The sequence below is a fragment of the Mangrovimonas cancribranchiae genome (genome assembly GCF_037126245.1).
Classification (GTDB): Bacteria; Bacteroidota; Bacteroidia; order Flavobacteriales; family Flavobacteriaceae; genus Mangrovimonas; species Mangrovimonas cancribranchiae.
On sequence record NZ_CP136925.1, the window covers coordinates 1,637,509 to 1,657,759 of the forward strand.

General features: G+C 33.3%; 18 protein-coding genes. 3 read left to right on the forward strand and 15 right to left on the reverse strand.

Annotation, left to right across the window (positions count from 1 at the left end):
• The first annotated feature begins 48 nt into the window (after window positions 1–48).
• The 3 genes from R3L15_RS07320 to miaA are packed head-to-tail and all read left to right on the forward strand — an operon-like array spanning window position 49 to window position 3,230.
• On the forward strand, window positions 49–1,410 hold the full coding sequence (locus R3L15_RS07320; RefSeq protein ID WP_338730854.1) for an exonuclease domain-containing protein: 1,362 nt from the start codon (window positions 49–51) through the stop codon (window positions 1,408–1,410).
• Window positions 1,411–1,453: 43 nt separating this feature from the next.
• A complete protein-coding gene (locus R3L15_RS07325) occupies window positions 1,454–2,320 on the forward strand; it encodes an ion transporter (protein ID WP_338730855.1) in 867 nt (288 codons plus the stop codon).
• Entirely contained in the window at window positions 2,271–3,230 is a 960-nt protein-coding gene (miaA, locus tag R3L15_RS07330; protein WP_338730856.1) for a tRNA (adenosine(37)-N6)-dimethylallyltransferase MiaA, read from the forward strand. The genes R3L15_RS07325 and miaA overlap by 50 nt, the downstream gene beginning before the upstream one ends.
• Window positions 3,231–3,299: 69 nt before the next feature.
• Here the strand turns inward: miaA and R3L15_RS07335 are convergent, their stop codons facing one another.
• From R3L15_RS07335 to R3L15_RS07405, 15 genes are all read right to left on the reverse strand, one after another.
• Window positions 3,300–4,013, reverse strand: coding sequence for a response regulator transcription factor (locus R3L15_RS07335; protein WP_125468685.1), 714 nt, complete (start codon window positions 4,011–4,013; stop codon window positions 3,300–3,302).
• Between the two features lie 4 nt (window positions 4,014–4,017).
• Window positions 4,018–5,565: a HAMP domain-containing sensor histidine kinase gene (locus R3L15_RS07340; RefSeq protein ID WP_338730859.1), complete on the reverse strand. Its 1,548-nt coding sequence runs from the start codon at window positions 5,563–5,565 to the stop codon at window positions 4,018–4,020.
• A 77-nt stretch (window positions 5,566–5,642) separates the two neighbouring features.
• Complete coding sequence (gene coaE / locus R3L15_RS07345; RefSeq protein ID WP_338730860.1) at window positions 5,643–6,233, reverse strand: dephospho-CoA kinase; 591 nt, start codon at window positions 6,231–6,233, stop codon at window positions 5,643–5,645.
• Window positions 6,230–7,198 (reverse strand): YbbR-like domain-containing protein, encoded by a 969-nt coding sequence (locus tag R3L15_RS07350; protein WP_338730861.1) that lies wholly within the window; start codon window positions 7,196–7,198, stop codon window positions 6,230–6,232. Before R3L15_RS07350 ends, coaE begins: the two co-directional genes overlap by 4 nt.
• On the reverse strand, window positions 7,195–8,202 hold the full coding sequence (locus R3L15_RS07355; protein WP_338730863.1) for a glycosyltransferase: 1,008 nt from the start codon (window positions 8,200–8,202) through the stop codon (window positions 7,195–7,197). The genes R3L15_RS07350 and R3L15_RS07355 overlap by 4 nt, the downstream gene beginning before the upstream one ends.
• Window positions 8,203–8,310: 108 nt before the next feature.
• Window positions 8,311–10,077 carry a T9SS type A sorting domain-containing protein gene (locus R3L15_RS07360; protein ID WP_338730865.1) on the reverse strand — a complete coding sequence of 589 codons (1,767 nt, stop codon included), beginning with the start codon at window positions 10,075–10,077 and terminating at the stop codon, window positions 8,311–8,313.
• Between the two features lie 236 nt (window positions 10,078–10,313).
• The gene (locus R3L15_RS07365) at window positions 10,314–12,689 is read right to left on the reverse strand and encodes a T9SS type A sorting domain-containing protein (RefSeq protein WP_338730866.1); all 2,376 of its coding nucleotides are present in this window, start codon (window positions 12,687–12,689) and stop codon (window positions 10,314–10,316) included.
• Window positions 12,690–12,870: 181 nt separating this feature from the next.
• The gene (locus R3L15_RS07370) at window positions 12,871–13,689 is read right to left on the reverse strand and encodes an SDR family oxidoreductase (protein WP_338730867.1); all 819 of its coding nucleotides are present in this window, start codon (window positions 13,687–13,689) and stop codon (window positions 12,871–12,873) included.
• A 41-nt stretch (window positions 13,690–13,730) separates the two neighbouring features.
• The gene (recN, locus tag R3L15_RS07375) at window positions 13,731–15,383 is read right to left on the reverse strand and encodes a DNA repair protein RecN (protein WP_338730868.1); all 1,653 of its coding nucleotides are present in this window, start codon (window positions 15,381–15,383) and stop codon (window positions 13,731–13,733) included.
• 38 nt (window positions 15,384–15,421) lie between these two features.
• Window positions 15,422–16,309 carry a DUF4835 family protein gene (locus R3L15_RS07380; RefSeq protein ID WP_338730869.1) on the reverse strand — a complete coding sequence of 296 codons (888 nt, stop codon included), beginning with the start codon at window positions 16,307–16,309 and terminating at the stop codon, window positions 15,422–15,424.
• The gene (coaBC, locus tag R3L15_RS07385) at window positions 16,302–17,513 is read right to left on the reverse strand and encodes a bifunctional phosphopantothenoylcysteine decarboxylase/phosphopantothenate--cysteine ligase CoaBC (protein WP_338730870.1); all 1,212 of its coding nucleotides are present in this window, start codon (window positions 17,511–17,513) and stop codon (window positions 16,302–16,304) included. The genes R3L15_RS07380 and coaBC overlap by 8 nt, the downstream gene beginning before the upstream one ends.
• Window positions 17,514–17,522: 9 nt before the next feature.
• Entirely contained in the window at window positions 17,523–17,852 is a 330-nt protein-coding gene (locus R3L15_RS07390) for a DNA-directed RNA polymerase subunit omega (protein WP_338730871.1), read from the reverse strand.
• Between the two features lie 11 nt (window positions 17,853–17,863).
• Window positions 17,864–18,676, reverse strand: a complete 813-nt coding sequence (locus R3L15_RS07395; RefSeq protein WP_338730872.1) for an outer membrane protein assembly factor BamD — start codon at window positions 18,674–18,676, stop codon at window positions 17,864–17,866.
• A gap of 115 nt (window positions 18,677–18,791) precedes the next feature.
• A complete protein-coding gene (gene dapA / locus R3L15_RS07400) occupies window positions 18,792–19,670 on the reverse strand; it encodes a 4-hydroxy-tetrahydrodipicolinate synthase (protein WP_338730873.1) in 879 nt (292 codons plus the stop codon).
• Window positions 19,663–20,190 carry a DUF6913 domain-containing protein gene (locus tag R3L15_RS07405; RefSeq protein WP_338730874.1) on the reverse strand — a complete coding sequence of 176 codons (528 nt, stop codon included), beginning with the start codon at window positions 20,188–20,190 and terminating at the stop codon, window positions 19,663–19,665. Before R3L15_RS07405 ends, dapA begins: the two co-directional genes overlap by 8 nt.
• Window positions 20,191–20,251: the final 61 nt, after the last annotated feature.

Below are 20,251 nucleotides of genomic sequence, written 5' to 3' on the forward strand. Positions count from 1 at the left end.
AAACATTAAACAACAATTTAAAACCAATAATCTTTAGCTTAAACATATTTGTACGCAATTGTAGACATAGAAACCACCGGAGGTAAATATAACGAAGAAGGTATTACAGAAATTGCTATCTATAAATTTGATGGTCATGAAATTGTCGATCAATTTATAAGCCTTGTTAATCCAGAACGCGACATTCAGCCTTTTGTTGTTAACCTTACAGGTATTAATAATAAAATGCTTCGAAACGCCCCTAAGTTTTACGAAGTAGCAAAACGTATTGTTGAAATTACCGAAGATTGTATTATTGTGGCCCACAATGCCAAATTTGATTACCGCATTTTAAAAACCGAATTTAAGCGCCTCGGGTTTGGTTATAAACGAAAAACACTTTGTACCGTAGAACTCTCAAAGCAACTTATTCCAGGACAGAACTCTTACAGCCTAGGAAAGCTTGCCAGATCTTTAGGTATTGCTGTTAGTGACAGACATCGTGCTAGCGGTGATGCTCAAGCCACTGTAAAGCTATTTAAAATGTTACTACATAAAGATTTAGAAAAGTTCATTATTAAAGATGCTATTCGCGTTGAACCAAAATCTCAAATTGAACCCACTTTAAAACGTATTATAAACGATCTGCCAAATAACACCACGGGCATTTACTATATTCATAATAACGATGGCGACATTATTTATATTGGTAAAAGTAAAAACATAAAAAACAGGATTAGTCAGCATTTTACAAATACATCGCCTAAATCAAAGAAAATACAACTTCAAGCAACTACTGTAACTTACGAAAAAACTGGTAGCGAACTTATTGCTTTATTAAAAGAAAGCGAAGAAATAAAACGCAACAAGCCTATGTTTAATAGGGCTTTACGTAGAAATATTTTTACACATGCGCTATATAGTTTTATAGATAACGATGGGTACATTAATTTAAAACTAGACAAAGCCGATAACGAAAACGCTGTAACTACGTTTACAACAAGGCAAAGTGGCAAACAGTTTTTATTTAAAGCTACGGAAGAGTTTAACCTTTGTCAAAAACTTACAGGACTTTACCCCACAACATCTAATTGCTTTAATTATACAATTAAAGAATGTGAAGGCGCTTGTATTAAAGAAGAATCTCCTGAAGCGTATAACAAACGTGTAAATCAGCTTATTTCAAAATATAGTTACTACACTAAAAACATGTTAATTATTGATCGTGGAAGACATGCAGGAGAAAAAAGTGTCGTTTATATTAAAAATGGCATTTTTGTAGGTCTTGGTCATTTTGATCTTAATTACCAAATTACGAACATAGAGGTTTTAGAATCTATTATTACACCAATGGAAAATAATAGAGATTCGCAACATATTATTCAAAACTATTTAAGGAAGAATAAAAAACTAAAAATAGTGTCACTTTAAACATAAATTAAGCTACTTTTATTTTTAGTACTTTTGATTTTATATGAAGAACAAATCTTCACATAACTGGAAAGAAAAACTTCATGAAATTATTTATGAAGCCGATACACCTTCGGGAAAGCTATTTGATATTATTTTATTAATAGCCATTCTTGCTAGTATTCTTTTAGTTATGCTAGAAAGTGTGGAAAGTTTCGACCAAAAGCACCATACGTTTTTAAATATTTCAGAATGGGTTATTACCATTCTTTTTAGTATAGAATATATTTTACGCATTATTACCGTAAAAAAACCTATTAAATATGTTACTAGTTTTTATGGTATTATAGATTTACTATCAACCATACCTAAATACTTATCCTTAATTTTTGCTGGCACACATGCTTTGGTTGCACTACGCGCATTAAGATTATTAAGAGTGTTTAGAATATTAAAACTTGCACGATACCTAGGTGCTTCAAACCAATTAGCCTCTGCAATAAAAGCTAGTCGTGCAAAAATATCGGTGTTTTTATTTGCGGTATTAATCGCATCGGTCATTTTTGGAACGATTATGTATTTAATAGAAGGTGCCGAAAGTGGTTTTACCAACATACCCAAAAGTGTTTATTGGTGTATTGTAACACTTACTACAGTTGGTTTTGGTGATATTGCTCCAGTTACACCTTTAGGTCAATTTATAGCCGCTTGTATTATGATTATGGGGTATGGAATTATTGCCGTTCCTACAGGAATTGTTTCTGCAGAATATACCAAACAAACTAATGATAATAACAAAGCCCCTTATATTCCTGCGCACCCCGTAGAATCTGACGTTAATTCACAATCTTGTCATAACTGTCTATCTGAAAACCATAAAGATGGCGCAAAATATTGTTATAAATGCGGCCATAAATTACATTATGACTAAACAAAAGTACCTCATAGCCATAGTTGGTCCAACTGCTATTGGAAAAACTGCTTTAAGCATAAAATTAGCCAAACATTTTAATACTGAAATCCTTTCGGCAGACTCAAGACAGTTTTTTAAAGAAATGCAAATAGGGACAGCTGCCCCAACTCCAGAAGAGCTTTCTAAAGCAAAACATCACTTTATTCACAATAAGTCTATCACAGATAATTATAGTGTTGGCGCTTTTGAAAAAGATGCTATAAGCTTACTAAACAACTTATTTATAACTAAAGATGTTGTAGTTCTTGTTGGTGGGTCTGGTTTATATGTGGATGCCGTAGTTAATGGTTTAGATGATTTTCCCAAAGTAGACACTAGTATTAGAGAGACCCTAAATAACACCTTAAAAAAAGATGGTTTAGAAAAGCTACAAGAGCAACTTAAGCATGTTGATTTGGAGGCTTATAACACTATTGCTATAGATAACCCACATCGTGTTATTCGTGCCTTAGAAATTTCTTTAGGTACAGGAAAACCGTATTCTTCGTTTTTAAATCAGAAAAATAAAAACCGAAACTTTAATACTATTTATATTGGTTTAACTGCCGACAGAGAGATTATTTACAATCGAATAAACAAACGTGTTGATATTATGGTTGAAGAAGGTTTATTAAATGAAGTTAAAACACTTCACCCGCATAAAACATTAAATGCTTTAAACACGGTTGGATACAAAGAGCTTTTTAAGTTTTTAGAAAGTGAATGGACCTTAGATTTTGCGATATCAGAAATCAAGAAAAATACTCGACGTTTTGCTAAACGACAATTAACGTGGTACCGAAAAAACCCCGAGATCCATTGGTTTGATTTTGAAACTAAGCCAGAAATCATCTTTCAGACGATAGAACATATCTTCTCTAACAAATAACTTATTTGTCGTATACTAAAAAAAGCCCACTTTAAAAGCGAGCTTTATTTTAATTTATTTTTAGGTTTATTAAGCTTCTTGATTTACGACTAATCTAAAACCTTCGCCGTGAATGTTTAAAATTTCAACATTCTCATCTTGCTTTAAATATTTACGCAACTTGGCTATATAAACATCCATACTTCTTGATGTAAAGTAATTATCGTCTCTCCAAATTTTTGTTAACGCAAGTTCTCGTGGCATTAAATCGTTTTCATGTAATGCTAACAGGCGTAACAAATCATTTTCTTTAGGCGATAATTTGGTTTGCTCTCCGCCATCGTAAGTTAAAAACCTTAGTTTAGAATTTAAATGAAACTTACCTATTTGAAATTCGAATTGCTTGCTATCTGCCACCGATTCTGTAGCTTTACGCTGCATAATGGCTTTAATTTTCATTAACAATACTTCGCTATCAAAAGGTTTATTTAAATAATCGTCTGCCCCTACTTTATAACCTTTTAAAACATCTTCTTTCATGGCTTTTGCCGTTAAGAAAATAATAGGTACATCGGTATTTTTTTCTCTAATTTCTTTAGCTAGCGTAAATCCATCTTTATAAGGCATCATAACATCTAAGATGCATAAATCGAAATCATCTTTTTTAAATTTTTCGAAACCTTCCATTCCATTTTTAGCATGGGTTACTTGATAATCGTTCATTAACAAGTAATCCTTTAAAATGGTTCCAAAATTTGGATCGTCTTCTACTAATAAAATTTTCTTTTGTTCTTGTTCATTCATAGCTTTACGATATTAATGGAAGTTTTATAATAAAGGTACTTCCTTTGTCTTTTTCACTTTCTACTGATATATGACCTTGATGGTCATCTACTATTCGTTTTACATAGGCTAATCCTAACCCATGTCCTTTTACATTATGTATATTTCCTGTATGTTCTCTATAAAATTTTTCGAACACACGTTTTTGGGCGGCTTTGCTCATGCCGCTACCTTGATCTTTTATCCTTAAAATAATGTTTGTTCCTACGTTTTCGGTATACACATCTATTTTTGGGGCTTCTGGCGAATATTTTATGGCATTATCTAAAATATTCACAATAACATTAGTAAAATGGGTTTCGTTTGCTAAAACAGACGATTTATCGGCATTTAAATGGGTTTTAATAAACCCTTGTCTATCTTCTACTATTAACTCTACATGCGTTATAGCATCTTCTATTAAGTCGTGTAATTTTACACGTTCCTTACTAATGTTAAGTTCGTTTTTTTCTAGTTTAGATATCCTTAATACATTTTCAACATGTGCATGCATACGTTTATTTTCATCTTTAATCATGTTTAAATAACGCATGACTTTGTCTTTATCATCTATAATTTTAGGATTTTTTATGGCATCTAACGCTAAATTTATGGTTGCTATTGGCGTTTTAAATTCGTGCGTCATATTATTAATGAAATCCGATTTTATTTCGGAAATCTTTCGTTGCTTTAATAATTGCATTAAGGCACTTGTGTAAGCAATAACTATAATTGAGGTAAAGATTATAGATAACAACGTCATTTTTATTATTGATGAATGTAAAAACTTATTCCTATTAGGGAAGTTTACTAATAATTGATAGTTGTTTAAATCGTTTTCATTTTTAAAAATAGGTACGCCAAAGGTTGATGCTTTTTGAAGCTCGAAATCGTTTGTTTGTACTTTTGTTGCTAAATTATTACTGTATATAGCAAATTCGTAATCTAATTTCACCCCATCTTCGGCTAATTTCTTTTTAAGAAACCTGTTTATTTCTGCTTTTGATACGCGTTTATGAATGGGTACTCTGTAGGATAAATCTTTGTAAGCATCGTCGTAAAACACTTCTTTACTACGTGTTAGATTTCCTATATCTAGCATCATGGCATCAATATTATTGCCTCTTATTATATTGGTTTTTCGCTCACTTAATACTTTTATAATATTAATACTATCTAAACCTATGTCAAAGATCGATGATGAGAGTTTATAGTTTTCTTCTAAAACACTATTTCTATAAATTAGTACGTCGTCTGAGCCCGGGTCATCGGTTTTAAAATATAATTCTCTGTAGCCTGTGGTATCAACCACAACACCATCTGAGAACATTTTTTCGAATTTCACCATGTGCTCTCTAAACTCGCGATCCTCTATGGCTTTCGAGGTATAAGTAAGCGCTTTTTTTACATTAAATGTAAACTGCTCTTCCTCGTTTTTTATAGAGTTATTAATATAATAGGCTTGTACAAATATGATGCCTATTAACGATAAACTCATTAATAACACGAGTATGATGAATAACTTTCTGCTCATCAGTCAAAATTAAGATTTTAACATTTAGTCTCTGTAGCATTTAACCTTACATTAACAAAAATGTTAAATTTTGTGGATTACCCTATTAAGTTAAGAATTTTAGAGTGGGTTTCGTGGACTTGTTCTCGTGTTTTTTCAAATGCTTTATTAACAATTACAAAATTGGAAAGCTTTATTTTTTTTTCGTCGCTCCATTGGTTCTCTACAATAGATTGCACTTTTTCTTTGGTGGTATTATCTCGTTTTAACACTCTTTCTACACGCATTGACAGTGGTGCGGTTACTGTTATAACATAATCGCATTGTTTATAGCTTCCAGACTCGAATAAAATAGCAGCTTCTTTTAAAACGTATGGCGCTTGTTGCTTGTCTACCCAATTTTTAAAATGTTGAGCAACTCTAGGGTGCACAATCGCATTCATTTTTTTTAGCTTAGATTTATCATTAAATATTTCTTGTGATAAATATGCTTTATTTAGTTGACCTTCTTTGTACGCCTTTTCTCCAAATAACGCTATTAACTCTTGTTTAATAATTTTGGAATCATTCATTAAACGCTTAGCCTCGTCATCTGCAATATAAACTGGTATACCGTACTTTTCTTGAAAAATTTTAGCTACGGTTGTTTTTCCGCTTCCTATGCCTCCTGTTATTCCTACTATAATCATTGTACTATAATAAAATCTATTTGTGCTTGATCTACCTTAACGTGTCTTACTTGTTTTGGTTTTCTGGTAACTTTGGGGGTTAATATGGTTTGGTTTTCATTAATTTGATTATAGTCGCAAACCACCAAAAAGTCTTTCGGTTTTATATCTTTAAAATGTGTTAAGCTCGTGTAATAAGATATATTCACTTTTTTTGGGAAGTATTTAAGTGTGATGTTTTCTGGAACATTAATAATACTTACGGGTACTTTTAAATGCCCTTCGGTAAACTTATCTACTTCTATATTAATATTTATCGTATTGTTCGAAAAAATTAAGTTTTCATTAGCGTTTTTAGGTAGCTTAAGCTTTACTTTTTTTTGTTGGGTATTTTTAACATCTAATAAAGTTACTGAATCTGTTTCGATGGCGTGTATTTTATCTACTAAAACTTGTGGACCAATAACTTTAATTGAATCTGGATCTAGAACAATAGGTTTAAATAAATCGTATCCAGGACTAAAACTAATATTTGAATTTAGTTTAACAGGAATCTTCTTTACTTCATTTTTATCAAAACGAAATTTTAAAGTGTCTGGTGTTACATTTAACAGCTCTATATCTTTATCAAATTGTTGATTTAATTTTGAAAAAAAAGTTGATTTACTCCAAATATATAAACTATCGGTTTGGGTTATGTCGTTTTTAAAATCTACAGTTACTTTTGGTCTTGACAAATAATATTGTAATAAATTAAAGCCATTAGTTTTTAATGTTATTTCCAGAGCATGTGAACTATCGTTAACAATTACATAGGCTTCCGGAACCTCTTTTTTAGTAATATTAAACGTTATTGTTTTGGTATAGGTATTAGACAACTTTAAAAGTAAAAGCGTAATAAAAGACAAGACTACAAACAGTAAAAACACATTAATGCGTTTACTCTTTATAGCAGAGATTAACTTTGTTCGTATTATTCTTATCATACCTTAAAAAACAAATTAGGAAATATACGTTCTGGCGATTTAGAAAGTATGCCTACTAACCAAGTGGATTTTAAAAATCCTATCCCGTATCCGAAAAATTGAATACATATCGCAAACATAACTAAAATGGCTACCCCAATATGCTTTGTTTTAGCCAAAGCAAGCACAAAAGCGAGTGCAAAATAAAAACCATACGCACTTAACGGAATATAACATTCAAAAAAAGTTAATATTATAGCTAACACCAGTCCTAGCATAAAACATGTAGGCAACCAATAGGTTAATTTGCTTGTTTCAGGATAACGCTTATTTAATATTGGTCTAACAAGGCCAAACTTATTGACTTGCTTATAAAACTTACGCCACGATATACGGCGTTTATGGTATACAAATGCTTCTGGGATTAATTTAGTATCAAAACCTAAACGCCAAAGTCTTATTGTTAAATCGGGATCTTCGCCAGGATGGATGTTTCCAAACCCTTTGGTTTTCAAAAACGCTTCTTTTGAGAGCCCCATATTAAAACTCCTAGGCTGAAATTTATTTACACTTCGTTTACTTCCTCTTATTCCTCCTGTAGTTATAAATGATGTCATTGAAAAATCTATCGCTTTTTGAAGCTTAGAAAACGACTTATGTGCGGCATCTGGCCCACCAAAACAATGTACAAAATGGGTTTTTAAACTCTTATCTACAGCGTTTAAATAGTGATTAGGTAAAATACAATCAGAATCTAAAATAATAAAATAATTCCCTTTAGCTTTTAACATACCATAATTTCTAGAATCGCCAGGACCACTATTTGTCTTGTAATAGTAGGAGATATCTAAATGATTTTCATAAAGCTTAATAACAGAATCACTCTTATTATCAGAACCGTCTTCTACAATAACAATTTCGAAAGGAATTTCAGTTTTAAAAGCGGTAAAACTCTCCAAAAGTTCTTTAATTTCCTCTGGCCTATTATAAACTGGTATAATAAAAGAATATGTGATTTCTGACATAAAAACAAAGGTAATTAAAGTAATAGTAATTTCTTCTACTAAACACTAATAAGCATAAAAAAGCCACTCAGTACTGAGTGGCTTTATAAAACTTATAGTTTCTTAAAATTATTTCTTAATAATTCTAATAGTTTCTGTTGTTCCGTTTACAGTTACCTTTACAAAGTAAGCACCAGCTTGTAGTTCGCTCATGTTTACATCGTTTGTTACTGTATTAGGCGCTGTTCTAATTACTTCCTGTCCTAACATATTATACACAGATACGTTGCTTATATTGCTTTGTGCTTTTAAGCTTAACATATTGTTTACTGGGTTAGGGTAATAGGTAAATAATGTACTTAACCCAAAGTCTTCTATAGACATTGTAGGGTCTGATAACGTTACATCAAATGTACCTTCTTCCGAGCCATTGTTCCATAGTTGTAAATAGTATGTTTCTCCAGCAGTTAAACCTGTTAGAGATAAAGACACTTCATCTGCAGAACTACAATCTTCCTCTCCTAAAGTACCACAAGCACCATTATACACTGCTACATGAGCTGCTGTTGCAGTTCCTAAAGTAGTTGCAATATCAACCTCTCCACTTGCTGGAGCTTCAAAAGTATACCAAATATCTGCAATACTACTAAAAGAATCGCAAGAGGTTTGTTCTGGATTAACAGAAGCACAAGTATTATCTACGGTATTAGCATTACCATCTACAGCCATTGCTATGGCACTAGCACAATCTTGATTGGCTTGAGCTGGTGTACAAGACGCTTCGCAAGTAATTGTCATATCGAAAATCCCTGTACTAGTTGAATTCCAACCTTCAACTGCTATATAGTATGTTTGTGTACCATCGGCAGTAAAAGAACCATAAGATCTTGTTCCGCTTGTACATTCTACATTGTTATCATCATTACCTCCTACTAATGTTAAATTTCCTGATGTCCCTGTGTATACTAAAAATGAGGTGTCATAATCTGAAGGACATAAATTGATTGTCACGTCAGCAGCACCTTCTACACTACTATCGTAACTAAACCATACATTTGGAGCATCCATATCGGCACCAAAACCATCTGGTGCGTCATCTTCATCTAAGGTTGCAAGGTCGGTGCTTCCTGTATAATTACCACCACAAGTTACGGCTTGTGCATTAGCAAAATCATCGTTTGCTGGTGGTGGTGGTGTCGCCTCTGTTGTAAAGCTCCAAACATCGCATCCTGTTGCTTCTGTTGATACATTTACAGGAATAGCTGCCCAATAAATCGTTGTTTCATAAACATTAATAGTAACATCCATAGAAGTAGTTGTAACCGTTCCTATTAACCCAGGATTTGTCCCAAACTCATCATCATATTCATAAATATAATAAGCTGTTGGTGTTGGTCCTGTAGTAGGTGCCATCCAAGATAAGGTTGTATTTCCTACAGTAACATCTGTAGCTCCTACAGCTGGGGTTGGAGTTGTTGCACAGTCAGGCTCTGCACCTGGTGCGCCATCATTATTGGTAACTGAGGTCACGTGGCAACTAAAATCAGTCCCACAAGCAGCATCAGCAGCCCAATGCGCCTCAACATCTGTTGCAGTTGCTGTCCATGTTAATGGTGAAGCACCATTAGCTAATACTGTAGCACCATCTGCTCCATCTATAATCGTAACATAACCACCATCAGCATCAAAAACGTATTCATCACCAATATTTAAGTTTTGTACAACTGAATACTCTCCAAAATAGTTACAACCACTTATTTCCTCTGCTGAACCATCATTGGTTAATATTACTGGATCAGCTGGATATTGATTACCATCAAAATCGCATTGTGCCATACTCTGCCACGAAAAAGCAACACAACATAACACTAAAAAGCAAAACGTAATTTTTCTCATAATTAATTGGTTTTAAGGTTAAAGAATTGATTAATTGATTTTAATTTAACAACAAAAAAAAAGCTATTAATTGTTTTTTAATAAAAATCGATAAGATACGTTTTTTTTCGACTAAAAACACAAATAACTAGTAAACAGAATATTACACACCTCTAACTGACTAGTCACTATACAGCATAATATAAAAAAAGCCACTCAGTACTGAGTGGCTTTATAAAACTTATAGTTTCTTAAAATTATTTCTTAATAATTCTAATAGTTTCTGTTGCTCCGTTTACAGTTACCTTTACAAAGTAAGCACCAGCTTGTAATTCGCTCATGTTTACATCGTTTGATACTGTATTAGGTGCTGTTCTTATTACTTCTTGACCTAACATGTTATAAACAGATACGTTACTTATGTTGCTTTGTGCTTTTAAGCTTAACATATTGTTTACTGGGTTAGGGTAATATGTGAATAATGCGTCTGAGCTAAAGTTATCTACACTCATAGTAGGGTCTGATAACACTACATCAAATGTACCTTCTTCAGAGCCATTATTCCATAGTTGTAAATAGTATGTTTCTCCAGCAGTTAAGCCTGATAACGATACGCTAGCTTCAGCTGTACCATCACTACAAGTTTCACCTACTAAAGCTCCACATGTACCACTATACACTGCTACATGAGCAGCTGTTGCTGTGCCTAATGTTGTTGTAATTTCAACTTCTTGACTAGCAGGTACTTCAAAAGTATACCAAATATCTGCAATAGTTCCAAAAGTATCACAAGAGGTTTGTTCTGCATTTACAGAAGCACAAGTGTTATCTACGGTATTTGTATTACCATCTACAGCCATTGCTATGGCACTAGCACAATCTTGATTGGCTTGAGCTGGTGTACAAGACGCTTCGCAAGTAACATCCATTGTATAACTACCTGTACTTGTAGAACTATATCCATTTATAGTAATATAATATGTTTGGGTTCCATCGGCAGTAAAAGTTGCTTCAGATTGTAGCGAACAAAAATCATCGTTTCCTGCTACAACTGTTAAATTGCCAGAGGTTCCTGTATAAATTAAAACAGCTGTATCGTATCCTGACCCACATAAGCTAACAGTAACATCGGCAGCACCTTCAACACTACTATCATAACTATACCATACATTTGGTCCATCTAAATCTGCACCAAAACCATCTGGAGCATCATCTTCATCTAAGGTTGCTAATTGTGTACTTCCTGTGTAAGTACCACCACAAGTTACTGCTTCTGCATTGGCAAAATCATCGTTTGCTGGTGGGCAATCTGTTTGGGTGACTGCTGAACTAGTTACTGTACAAGACCCATCATCGTTATCATCATCAATAGTAATTACAACATCTGTTCCATTAACATAAGGACCAAACTGTAAAGTTCCTACTGCAGATAAAGGCTGAGATGGGCTTCCTTGATCGTCTGAAACCGTTAAATCTGTAGCACTTCCCATATCTGTCACATCTACTTCTACATAAAAACCACCACTTGTGTCGCAATCGCTAACCACATTAAAATCTGCTGTAACAGCCGTACAAGTATTTTCTGTAATATCTAATGTGTATGCCGTACTCTGAGGTGATGGGTAAGTAGAAATTACAATATAATAAGTTGTTCCTGCAACTAAGCTAACCTCAGGAAGGCTTGGGTTTCCACCACTTTGAGTATCTGAATCAACACAAGTTACAAATGGACATTGTTCATATACAAATAAACCAACCCATGTACCTGTCCCAGATGTTGTCATATTTACTGACATATCTGTTGCTGGAGTAAAACTATACACTACATCATCTCCATTAAGATAAGAGGATGAAGAACAAGCATCGTCTGCAGAACCATAGTCATCACCGTAATTAGAAGTATCATCTGTTGTTGAGTAAGGAAGTGATCCAACAACAATTGAGTTTTCACACACTTCACCAGGAAGAGCACAGCCCGTTTCAAAATCTCCTAAAGGAAAATCGCAAGCTGAATCAGAGTGTTGTACGGTTAAGGTTACAGTATCTCCAATAGTATACGGCCCAGCTGTTACTGTTCCTGCAATAATTGGAAATGTATTAGTTCCATCTGAAACAAAAGTTCCATCTCCAACTGTAGAAACTACAACATCTACTGAAAATTCACTGTTTCCACAATCGTCAGCCACTGTAGAGCTATCTACAACAACTGGGGTACATGTTGGCGTTTCATAAGTAACCTCTACATCTATAGTAATGGTTACATCATCACTCCAAGCATCGTCATCATGAGATGTAATCGTCAATGAGGTAAAACCTGTAATATCTGTGTTATTAATTTCAGCAGCACAAACTGGAATAGCAGCTCCTCCATCAATAGATAGATCAAAGCCATACCAATCTGATGCATCAGTAGAACAATCAGCTGTCAAACTATCCGCTGCATCGACAAGCTGTAAGCTTTGAATTGTCTGTGAGTTATTACAAGTTAAATCAGCAGCATTAATTGTCAGAACTGTAGGACCATCATCTGTACCAGAAGCCGAAAATGTCTGCGTACATGTGGATTGCGCCATTCCCTGCCACGAAAAGGCTAGAGCAAAAAGCGCAAATAAATAAAATGTAATTTTTTTCATTTAGTTTTAGTTTTATCAGTTAATAATTAATTAATAGAGTGTTAAATTATTGATAATTTTAGATAAATTAACAAATACAAACGTCTTATCGATAAAATACATATTTAATCGGTGAAAATACGGTAATAAAAAAAGGGAAACGTGACGTTTCCCTTTTAATTTTTATGTAAAAAATATTTAATTAAGCATCTTTTGTAAAGGCTTCCATAACCTCGTTACTTACACCTACATTAGAGAATCCACCATCGTGATACAAGTTTTGTAAGGTTACCATTTTGGTAAGATCGCTAAACATAGTTACTATGTAATTGGCGCAATCCATTGCACTGGCATTTCCTAGTGGCGACATTTTATCGGCATAACTAATAAACCCATCAAATCCTTTTACACCTTGCCCTGCTGTTGTAGGTGTTGGTGATTGCGAAATAGTGTTTACGCGTACTTGTTTTTCTTTACCAAAAAAGTACCCAAAACTTCTGGCTATACTTTCTAATAGCGCTTTATTATCGGCCATGTCGTTATAATCTGGAAAAACGCGTTGTGCTGCCATATAAGTTAAAGCTATAATGCTTCCCCAGCTGTTCATCGCATCTTTTTTGTATAGGGTTTGCATGACTTTATGAAAAGAGGTTGCCGACACATCGGTTCCTTTTTGGGTCCAGTCGTAATTTTGGTCGGTATAATGTCTGCCTTTTCTAACGTTAATAGACATCCCAATAGAGTGTAGTACAAAGTCTATTTTTCCGCCTAAAATCTCCATAGACTTTTCTACTAAATTCTCTAAGTCCTCTAACGATGTGGCATCGGCAGGAATAACTTGCGCACCTGTTTGTTCTGCTAGTTTGTTTATTTGCCCCATGCGCATGGCTACAGGAGCGTTTGTTAATACAAACTCACCGCCTTCTTCATGTACGCGAAGTGCTGTTTTCCATGCGATAGAGTTTTCATCTAGTGCACCAAAAATGATTCCTTTCTTTCCTTTTAATAAATTATATGACATAGTCTTGTTGTTGATTCGTTGTTTAAATTTCAAAGATAGTATTAATTCAATAATTGTTTAGCATGTGCTAGGGCAGAATTTGAAATTTCTACACCGCCAAGCATTTGTGCTATTTCTACAATACGATCGTCGTGATTTAATTGTATTAAATTCGTGGTTGTTTTATTATTTTTAGTGTCTTTAAACACCTTAAAATGTGTGTGTCCTTTGGCTGCTACTTGCGGTAAATGTGTTATTGAAAACACTTGCATATTCTGGCTCATTTTAAGCATAATTTCGGCTATTTTGTTAGAGACTTCACCAGAAACACCCGTGTCTATTTCATCGAACATAATAGATGGTAATTGTATGTAATTAGACAATACATATTTAATAGATAGCATAATTCTAGATAACTCCCCTCCAGAAGCTGCTTTTTTAAGCTCATTAAACGGCATACCTTTGTTTGCCGTAAACAAAAAGGCTAATTCGTCTTTACCATTTGGTAAAAAGATTTCTGTAGGTTGCACCTGAATTTTAAATTGGGCGTTTGGCATACCTAATTGCTCTAAAAGGGTTTCCAATTGTTTTATTAAACTTGGAATAGCTTTTTCTCTTTTTTGATGAATGTCTTGAGAAATCCTGTTTAAGCTTTTAGCTTTTTGTGCAATGTCTTTCTCTAGAGCTTCGATATGTTCATCTAAACTTTCACCTTCTGATACTTTTTGAGCTAAGCTGTTTTTAACCTTGATAAGGTCATCAACATCCTCAACCAAGTGTTTTTTCATTAGGTCGTTAATAACTTGTAATTTATCGTTTACAAGTTGTAGTCTATTAGGATCTGTTTCTAAATGCTCCTGAAAAGCTTCAACCTCTGAAAAAATATCGTCTACCTCTATAGCAACCGATTGAATACGCTCACCAACATTTTTGTAATTTTCGGAATACTGAGACAAGTCTTGAAAGTTACTTTTTAAATCGTTTAGCATAGCTAAAATACTTGCCTGATCGTTCTCTAAAAGTTGATGCGAATGCAGTAACTTCTCTTGAATTTCCTCTACATTATTTAGTGTTTCATATTCTTCTTCTAAAGCTTGTAATTCACCTGAAACCAAATTAGCTTCTTCTAGCTCATTTAATAAAAACAGGTTATAATCGTGCTCTTTTACAGCTTTAGATTTTTGTACTTTTCTTTCCTCTAATTGTTTTTTAAGCTGTTTGTAATCTTCTAATTGAGTTTGATAAGAGGTTACATTTTTTGTGTTTTTGGCTAAAGCATCGATTACTTGAAACTGAAAATCGTTAGTGACTAATTGTAGCGTTTCGTGTTGCGAATGGATATCGATTAGTTGATTTCCTAAAACTTGAAGACTGCTTAAATTAACGGGAGAATCGTTAACAAAGGCTCTAGATTTGCCTGATGGCAAGATTTCTCGCCTAATAATTGTAAGCGGATCGTAATCTAAATCTTCTGCTTTAAAAAGTGTCTTAAGGTTTAAATGTTCTAAGTTAAACTCAGCTTCGATAATACATTTTTCTTCTGGATTTTTTATGGCGCTTAAATCGGCTCGTTTGCCTAATATTAACGATAACCCACCAAGTAATATAGATTTTCCTGCACCTGTTTCACCTGTAATTATTGTAAATCCTTGCGTAAAATCGACTTGAAGATTTTCAATTAGGGCGTAATTTTTTATGGAAAGTGATGTTAGCATTACACTAATATAATTATAAACCGTAAAACACTAAAAATTTAAAACTTAATATTGCGCCATTTACTAGAATGCATTGGCGCTACTCTATTTAAAGTACTCATAAGTTCCGTAATTTCCACGCTTGGGCCATCGGTAAAAATGTCTTCTATTTCATCGGCTTTAGCATCGAAAAAGGTACGTAACAAATAAGAGTTTGGGCGTCTTTTATGAAGCTCGTCAAACCTATTTAAAGCAGAAACTATGCTCATTTTGGCCTTTTTCACATTGCTTTGCATATTATCCAATCCATCTCTATGATAAGCATACATGACTTCGCGATATTCCTTATACGTTGAGGATCTAATATTATCTATTAAAGCAAATCTAGATTGCAAGCCGTCTTCCAATCGCCAACCTGCCGAGCCTTCTTGTTGCGAATAATTTACAATAGTTTGAGCTTGTTTAAAATATTCATCGCCTCCATTAGGCTTAAACGTATCTGCATCTATACCTAAAACCATATAAATGTGAAATGCTAATACCGAGACTAAGTTGGATTGAAATTGATTAGGATTGTAAATTAAGTTTTGAAATTCTAGGTACTTAAATACAAAGTCTTTGTCGTTTACATTGTAAACAGGCGAGCTATAAGTTGACCCATAAACTGGTCTTGAAGATTGAACTTGTATACTTGCCTTGTAATTATCGTTATTATACTCTGTAATATTTATAAAAATACCACAACTTATGCGCTCTTGTGGGGCAAACGTTTTGTTAGTCCACGCGGTGTTATTTACAAACTCTGTAAGTTGCTTCTCAAGGGTTTTAAAAATTTGAAGGTTTTGATTACCTGTTTGCTGTGCATTAACAACAACACTACAATTAAGCTCTTGAGATGTCGCTGATAAAGACAAAAACAGTAATAAAACGGTAAGTATTTTATTCATTAAGTTGACTTATTATTTCGTTTAAAATATCTACAGCTACGTCTGCTTTAGATTTTAATTCAAACTCAGAAATACGTTCTTTATTATCGATAAGGGTAATTTTATTTGTTTGCGATTTAAAACCAGCACCTTTATCGTTTAACGAATTTAATACAATTAAATTTAAATTTTTCTTTTTAAGCTTTTGTTTTGCGTTTTCTAACTCATTATTGGTTTCTAAAGCAAATCCAACCAAAAACTGTTGTTGTTTTATTTCACCTAACGAAGCCAAAATATCTTTATTCTTAACCAATTCTAACACCAAGTTATTGGTGTTCTTTTTTATCTTTTGGTTAGCAACGTGTTTTGGTCTGTAGTCTGATACGGCTGCAGCAAGAATAGCAATATCGCAATTATCAAAATAATTATGCGCCTCTTGATACATTTGTTCTGCACTAACTACAGGAATGACCTTAATTAGGTTATGAGCAACACTTTGGTTTGTTGGTCCTGTTATTAATACAACATTAGCCCCTGAATTTGCTGCTGTTTTTGCTATTTCAAAGCCCATTTTTCCACTAGAATGATTTCCTATAAACCTAACAGGATCTATAGCTTCGTAAGTTGGGCCAGCTGTAATTAAAACGGTTTTTCCTTTTAAGGGAAGTTTCTCTAAAATATCATTCTCAATAAATGATATAATATGTCCTGGTTCTGCCATTCTACCTTCACCTACTAACCCACTAGCTAATTCGCCACTTTCGGCAGGAATTAGAATATTTCCAAAGTCTTGTAAGGTTTTTAAGGAGTTTTTAGTTGAAGCGTGTTTGTACATATCTAAATCCATAGCAGGCGCAAAATACACAGGGCATTTTGCTGATAAATATGTTGCTAGTAATAAGTTATCGCAAGTACCATTGGCCATTTTAGACATAGTATTGGCTGTTGCTGGGGCAATAACCATAAAATCTGCCCATAGACCTAACTCTACATGGTTATTCCATGTGTCGTTATCATCGTCTTCATTAGTAAACGAAGAGTGTACTGGATTTTTGGATAGTGTAGATAATGTTAATGGCGTAACAAAATCTTTTGCGGAAGGTGTTAAAACAACTTTCACATTGGCTCCAGCTTTAATAAAAAGCCGAACCAATGTAGCTGTTTTGTAAGCGGCAATTCCAGCACTTATGCCTAAAAGAATGTTTTTTCCGCTTAAAATAGACATATATCTAACTTATTCCTTAGTATCGTCTTCTGTATTTCTGTAGTAGATTTTATCATCTAACCACTCTTGTACAGCTAAGGCATGAGGCTTTGGTAATCTCTCGTAAAATCTAGATACCTCTATTTGCTCTTTGTTTTCAAAAATTTCCTCTAGGCTATCATTATACGTAGCAAATTCTTCAAGTTTCTCTATTAACTCTTTTTTAATCTCTGAGTTAATTTGATCTGCTCTTTTAGCAATAACAGAAATAGCCTCATAAATATTATTTGTTGGGGCATCAATTTCATTTCTATTATAGGTAACTGTACTAGCAGGTGCTTTAATTTTCTTTACATCCATTATCTTGAAATTTAGCTTTTGGTATTGTATTTTTTCAATTCGTTATTAATATCAACTATCATTCTATCGGCATCTTCAATATATTCAGATTCTGAATAGCTTTTTTTGAAAGAACTATAGTACGTTTTGGCATTTTCTAAACGCTCTTGTCTTTTGGATTCAACACTATTCATCGCTAAATTATATGCCGAATCTAACTTGTAATACAAGGCGTCTTCTCTTAGGCTTGAACCAGGAAAATCGAAAATAAAATTATCGAAAGCTTTTATAGGTGCTTCGTAATCGCCTGTGTAACCAGCAATTTTATTGTATTGTTTGGCTATCTCAAAAGCTTTAAGTTCTAATTTATAGTCTAATTCTTTTACTAACTTATTGGCTTCTGGCAAATATTCAGATTCTGGATATAAGTTAATAAATTGCTGAAATTTATCAATAGCATCTTTTGTGTCTATTTGTGCTTTTGAATACACAGGAGACAACATATACGTACTTTTGGCACTTAAAAAAGCGGCTTCTTCTACTTTTTCGCTATTAGGATATGCCGATACAAACCTATCAAAATGATAGCCTGCCAAATAATACTCATCCATTTTATGGTAAGCCATAGCATTTAAGTACGTTAACTTTTCTGCTTGGGGTTTCCCTCTATAGCTAGGAATAATTTGCTCGAAAAGCTTATTGGCTTTAGCATACTTCCCTTTATTGTAAAGGGCTTCTCCTACTTTAAATTTCTCTGAAACCTCTTCTGACTTTAATGCCTTTTGGTATTCGCTGCAAGAGGTTAAAATTGTGAACGTTATAAATATGTAAAAAAGTTTCTTCATTGTTAAAAAACAGACTGCAAAGCTAATTTATTATTATGGAATTTAAAAATATTTTTCTTGGGCTAAGGTAAAGTTTAAACACTATGATAACTAGGGTTTAAATTTAATTTAACGTTTAGAAGCTTTTTATATAATCTGCTATTTGCTTTTTTAATGTGTTACTGGCTTGAACTAATGGTAATCTTACATCTGGTTTACATAAGTCTTTTTGTGCTAAAACAGCTTTTATACCAGCAGGGTTATTTTCAGAAAAAATATGTCCCATAATATCCATTAACTTAAAATGTAGCTTGTAGGCTTCATCAACATCACGATTTAATCCTAATTGAATCATGTTAGCAAACTCTTTAGGGAATGCTTGACCTATAACAGAAATAACACCAGCGCCACCTGCTAAAACAACACCTAATGCAAGATCGTCATCACCAGAAATAATAGAAAATCCTTCTGGCTTATTTCTTATTAATTCTAGATATTGTTGTACGTTATTCCCTGCTTCTTTTACCGCAATAATATTTTCAAAATCTCTTGCTAATCTTAAAGTGGTTTCTGGCAGCATGTTTGATGCTGTTCTTCCTGGTACATTATAAAGAATAATAGGCTTAGGTGATGCTTGAGATACTGCTTTAAAATGTTGATAAATTCCCTCTTGAGTTGGTTTGCTGTAGTATGGCGACACCGACAATAAAGCATCAACATCACTTAAATCGGCTGAAGTGATTTCTTCTATAACCGAGGCTGTATTATTACCGCCAATTCCTAAAACAATAGGGACGCGTTTATTGTTTGTTTTTACTACAGCATCTAAAATGGCCTTTTTTTCTTCTCTAGAAATCGTGGCACTTTCTCCCGTTGTTCCACTTACAACTAAGTAGTTTGTGCCGTTTTCAATATTGTAATCAACAAGTTTTGAAAGTGCATCAAAATCCACACTTAAATCTTCTTTAAATGGTGTTATTAAAGCAACACCAGTACCTTCAAATTTGTTAGTCATGTGTTATTTTATTTAGTACTTTTAGGTATTTATATAATTCGGTTTTAAAACTTTCTAATTGGTTTAGATTGGTTTTTATAATTAAATCGTTTAAACGCTCGTCTTGCAGGTAAACGCCAACTTTAAATTTTGCTTTTGAGGCTGCTGTTATATAACGTAATTCTAAAATATCTTGTTTATAAAAGCTAATTAAAATATCAAAATCTGTATCAATAAATGTTTGTAATTCTGAATTAATTACTTTCCCATTCCAAGAAAAATCTTTGGGGTTAAAACAGGTATCCCAAGAGTATGTCATGTCTTTTTTTTGAGGTGTAAATGCAATAACTTTTAATTTGTTTGGCTTAACCCCAATAACATTACTTAGCGATTTTAAACCTTCAAAATCTATTGTTTCATCAGCATTAAAAATAATCCCCATATTTTCAATAGGTGTTTCTTTAAAACTTGTGTTAGGAGATTTTAAAATTAAATTTAACTGCTTTTTAATAGATTTTTCTTTAAAACCCTTTAAAATCATGCTATCTTTATACTTTGTACAAAAGTAGTTAAAACTAATCACAAAAGATTGTTAAATAACC

Bases quoted from the DNA above. Each gene is read 5' to 3' on its own strand.
- R3L15_RS07325 (WP_338730855.1), top strand. From the start codon at position 1,454: ATGAAGAACAAATCTTCACATAACTGGAAAGAAAAACTTCATGAAATT.
- miaA (WP_338730856.1), top strand. From the start codon at position 2,271: ATGGCGCAAAATATTGTTATAAATGCGGCCATAAATTACATTATGACT.
- R3L15_RS07335 (WP_125468685.1), bottom strand. From the start codon at position 4,013: ATGAATGAACAAGAACAAAAGAAAATTTTATTAGTAGAAGACGATCCA.
- R3L15_RS07340 (WP_338730859.1), bottom strand. From the start codon at position 5,565: ATGAGCAGAAAGTTATTCATCATACTCGTGTTATTAATGAGTTTATCG.
- coaE (WP_338730860.1), bottom strand. From the start codon at position 6,233: ATGATTATAGTAGGAATAACAGGAGGCATAGGAAGCGGAAAAACAACC.
- R3L15_RS07350 (WP_338730861.1), bottom strand. From the start codon at position 7,198: ATGATAAGAATAATACGAACAAAGTTAATCTCTGCTATAAAGAGTAAA.
- R3L15_RS07355 (WP_338730863.1), bottom strand. From the start codon at position 8,202: ATGTCAGAAATCACATATTCTTTTATTATACCAGTTTATAATAGGCCA.
- R3L15_RS07360 (WP_338730865.1), bottom strand. From the start codon at position 10,077: ATGAGAAAAATTACGTTTTGCTTTTTAGTGTTATGTTGTGTTGCTTTT.
- R3L15_RS07365 (WP_338730866.1), bottom strand. From the start codon at position 12,689: ATGAAAAAAATTACATTTTATTTATTTGCGCTTTTTGCTCTAGCCTTT.
- R3L15_RS07370 (WP_338730867.1), bottom strand. From the start codon at position 13,689: ATGTCATATAATTTATTAAAAGGAAAGAAAGGAATCATTTTTGGTGCA.
- recN (WP_338730868.1), bottom strand. From the start codon at position 15,383: ATGCTAACATCACTTTCCATAAAAAATTACGCCCTAATTGAAAATCTT.
- R3L15_RS07380 (WP_338730869.1), bottom strand. From the start codon at position 16,309: ATGAATAAAATACTTACCGTTTTATTACTGTTTTTGTCTTTATCAGCG.
- coaBC (WP_338730870.1), bottom strand. From the start codon at position 17,513: ATGTCTATTTTAAGCGGAAAAAACATTCTTTTAGGCATAAGTGCTGGA.
- R3L15_RS07390 (WP_338730871.1), bottom strand. From the start codon at position 17,852: ATGGATGTAAAGAAAATTAAAGCACCTGCTAGTACAGTTACCTATAAT.
- R3L15_RS07395 (WP_338730872.1), bottom strand. From the start codon at position 18,676: ATGAAGAAACTTTTTTACATATTTATAACGTTCACAATTTTAACCTCT.
- dapA (WP_338730873.1), bottom strand. From the start codon at position 19,670: ATGACTAACAAATTTGAAGGTACTGGTGTTGCTTTAATAACACCATTT.
- R3L15_RS07405 (WP_338730874.1), bottom strand. From the start codon at position 20,190: ATGATTTTAAAGGGTTTTAAAGAAAAATCTATTAAAAAGCAGTTAAAT.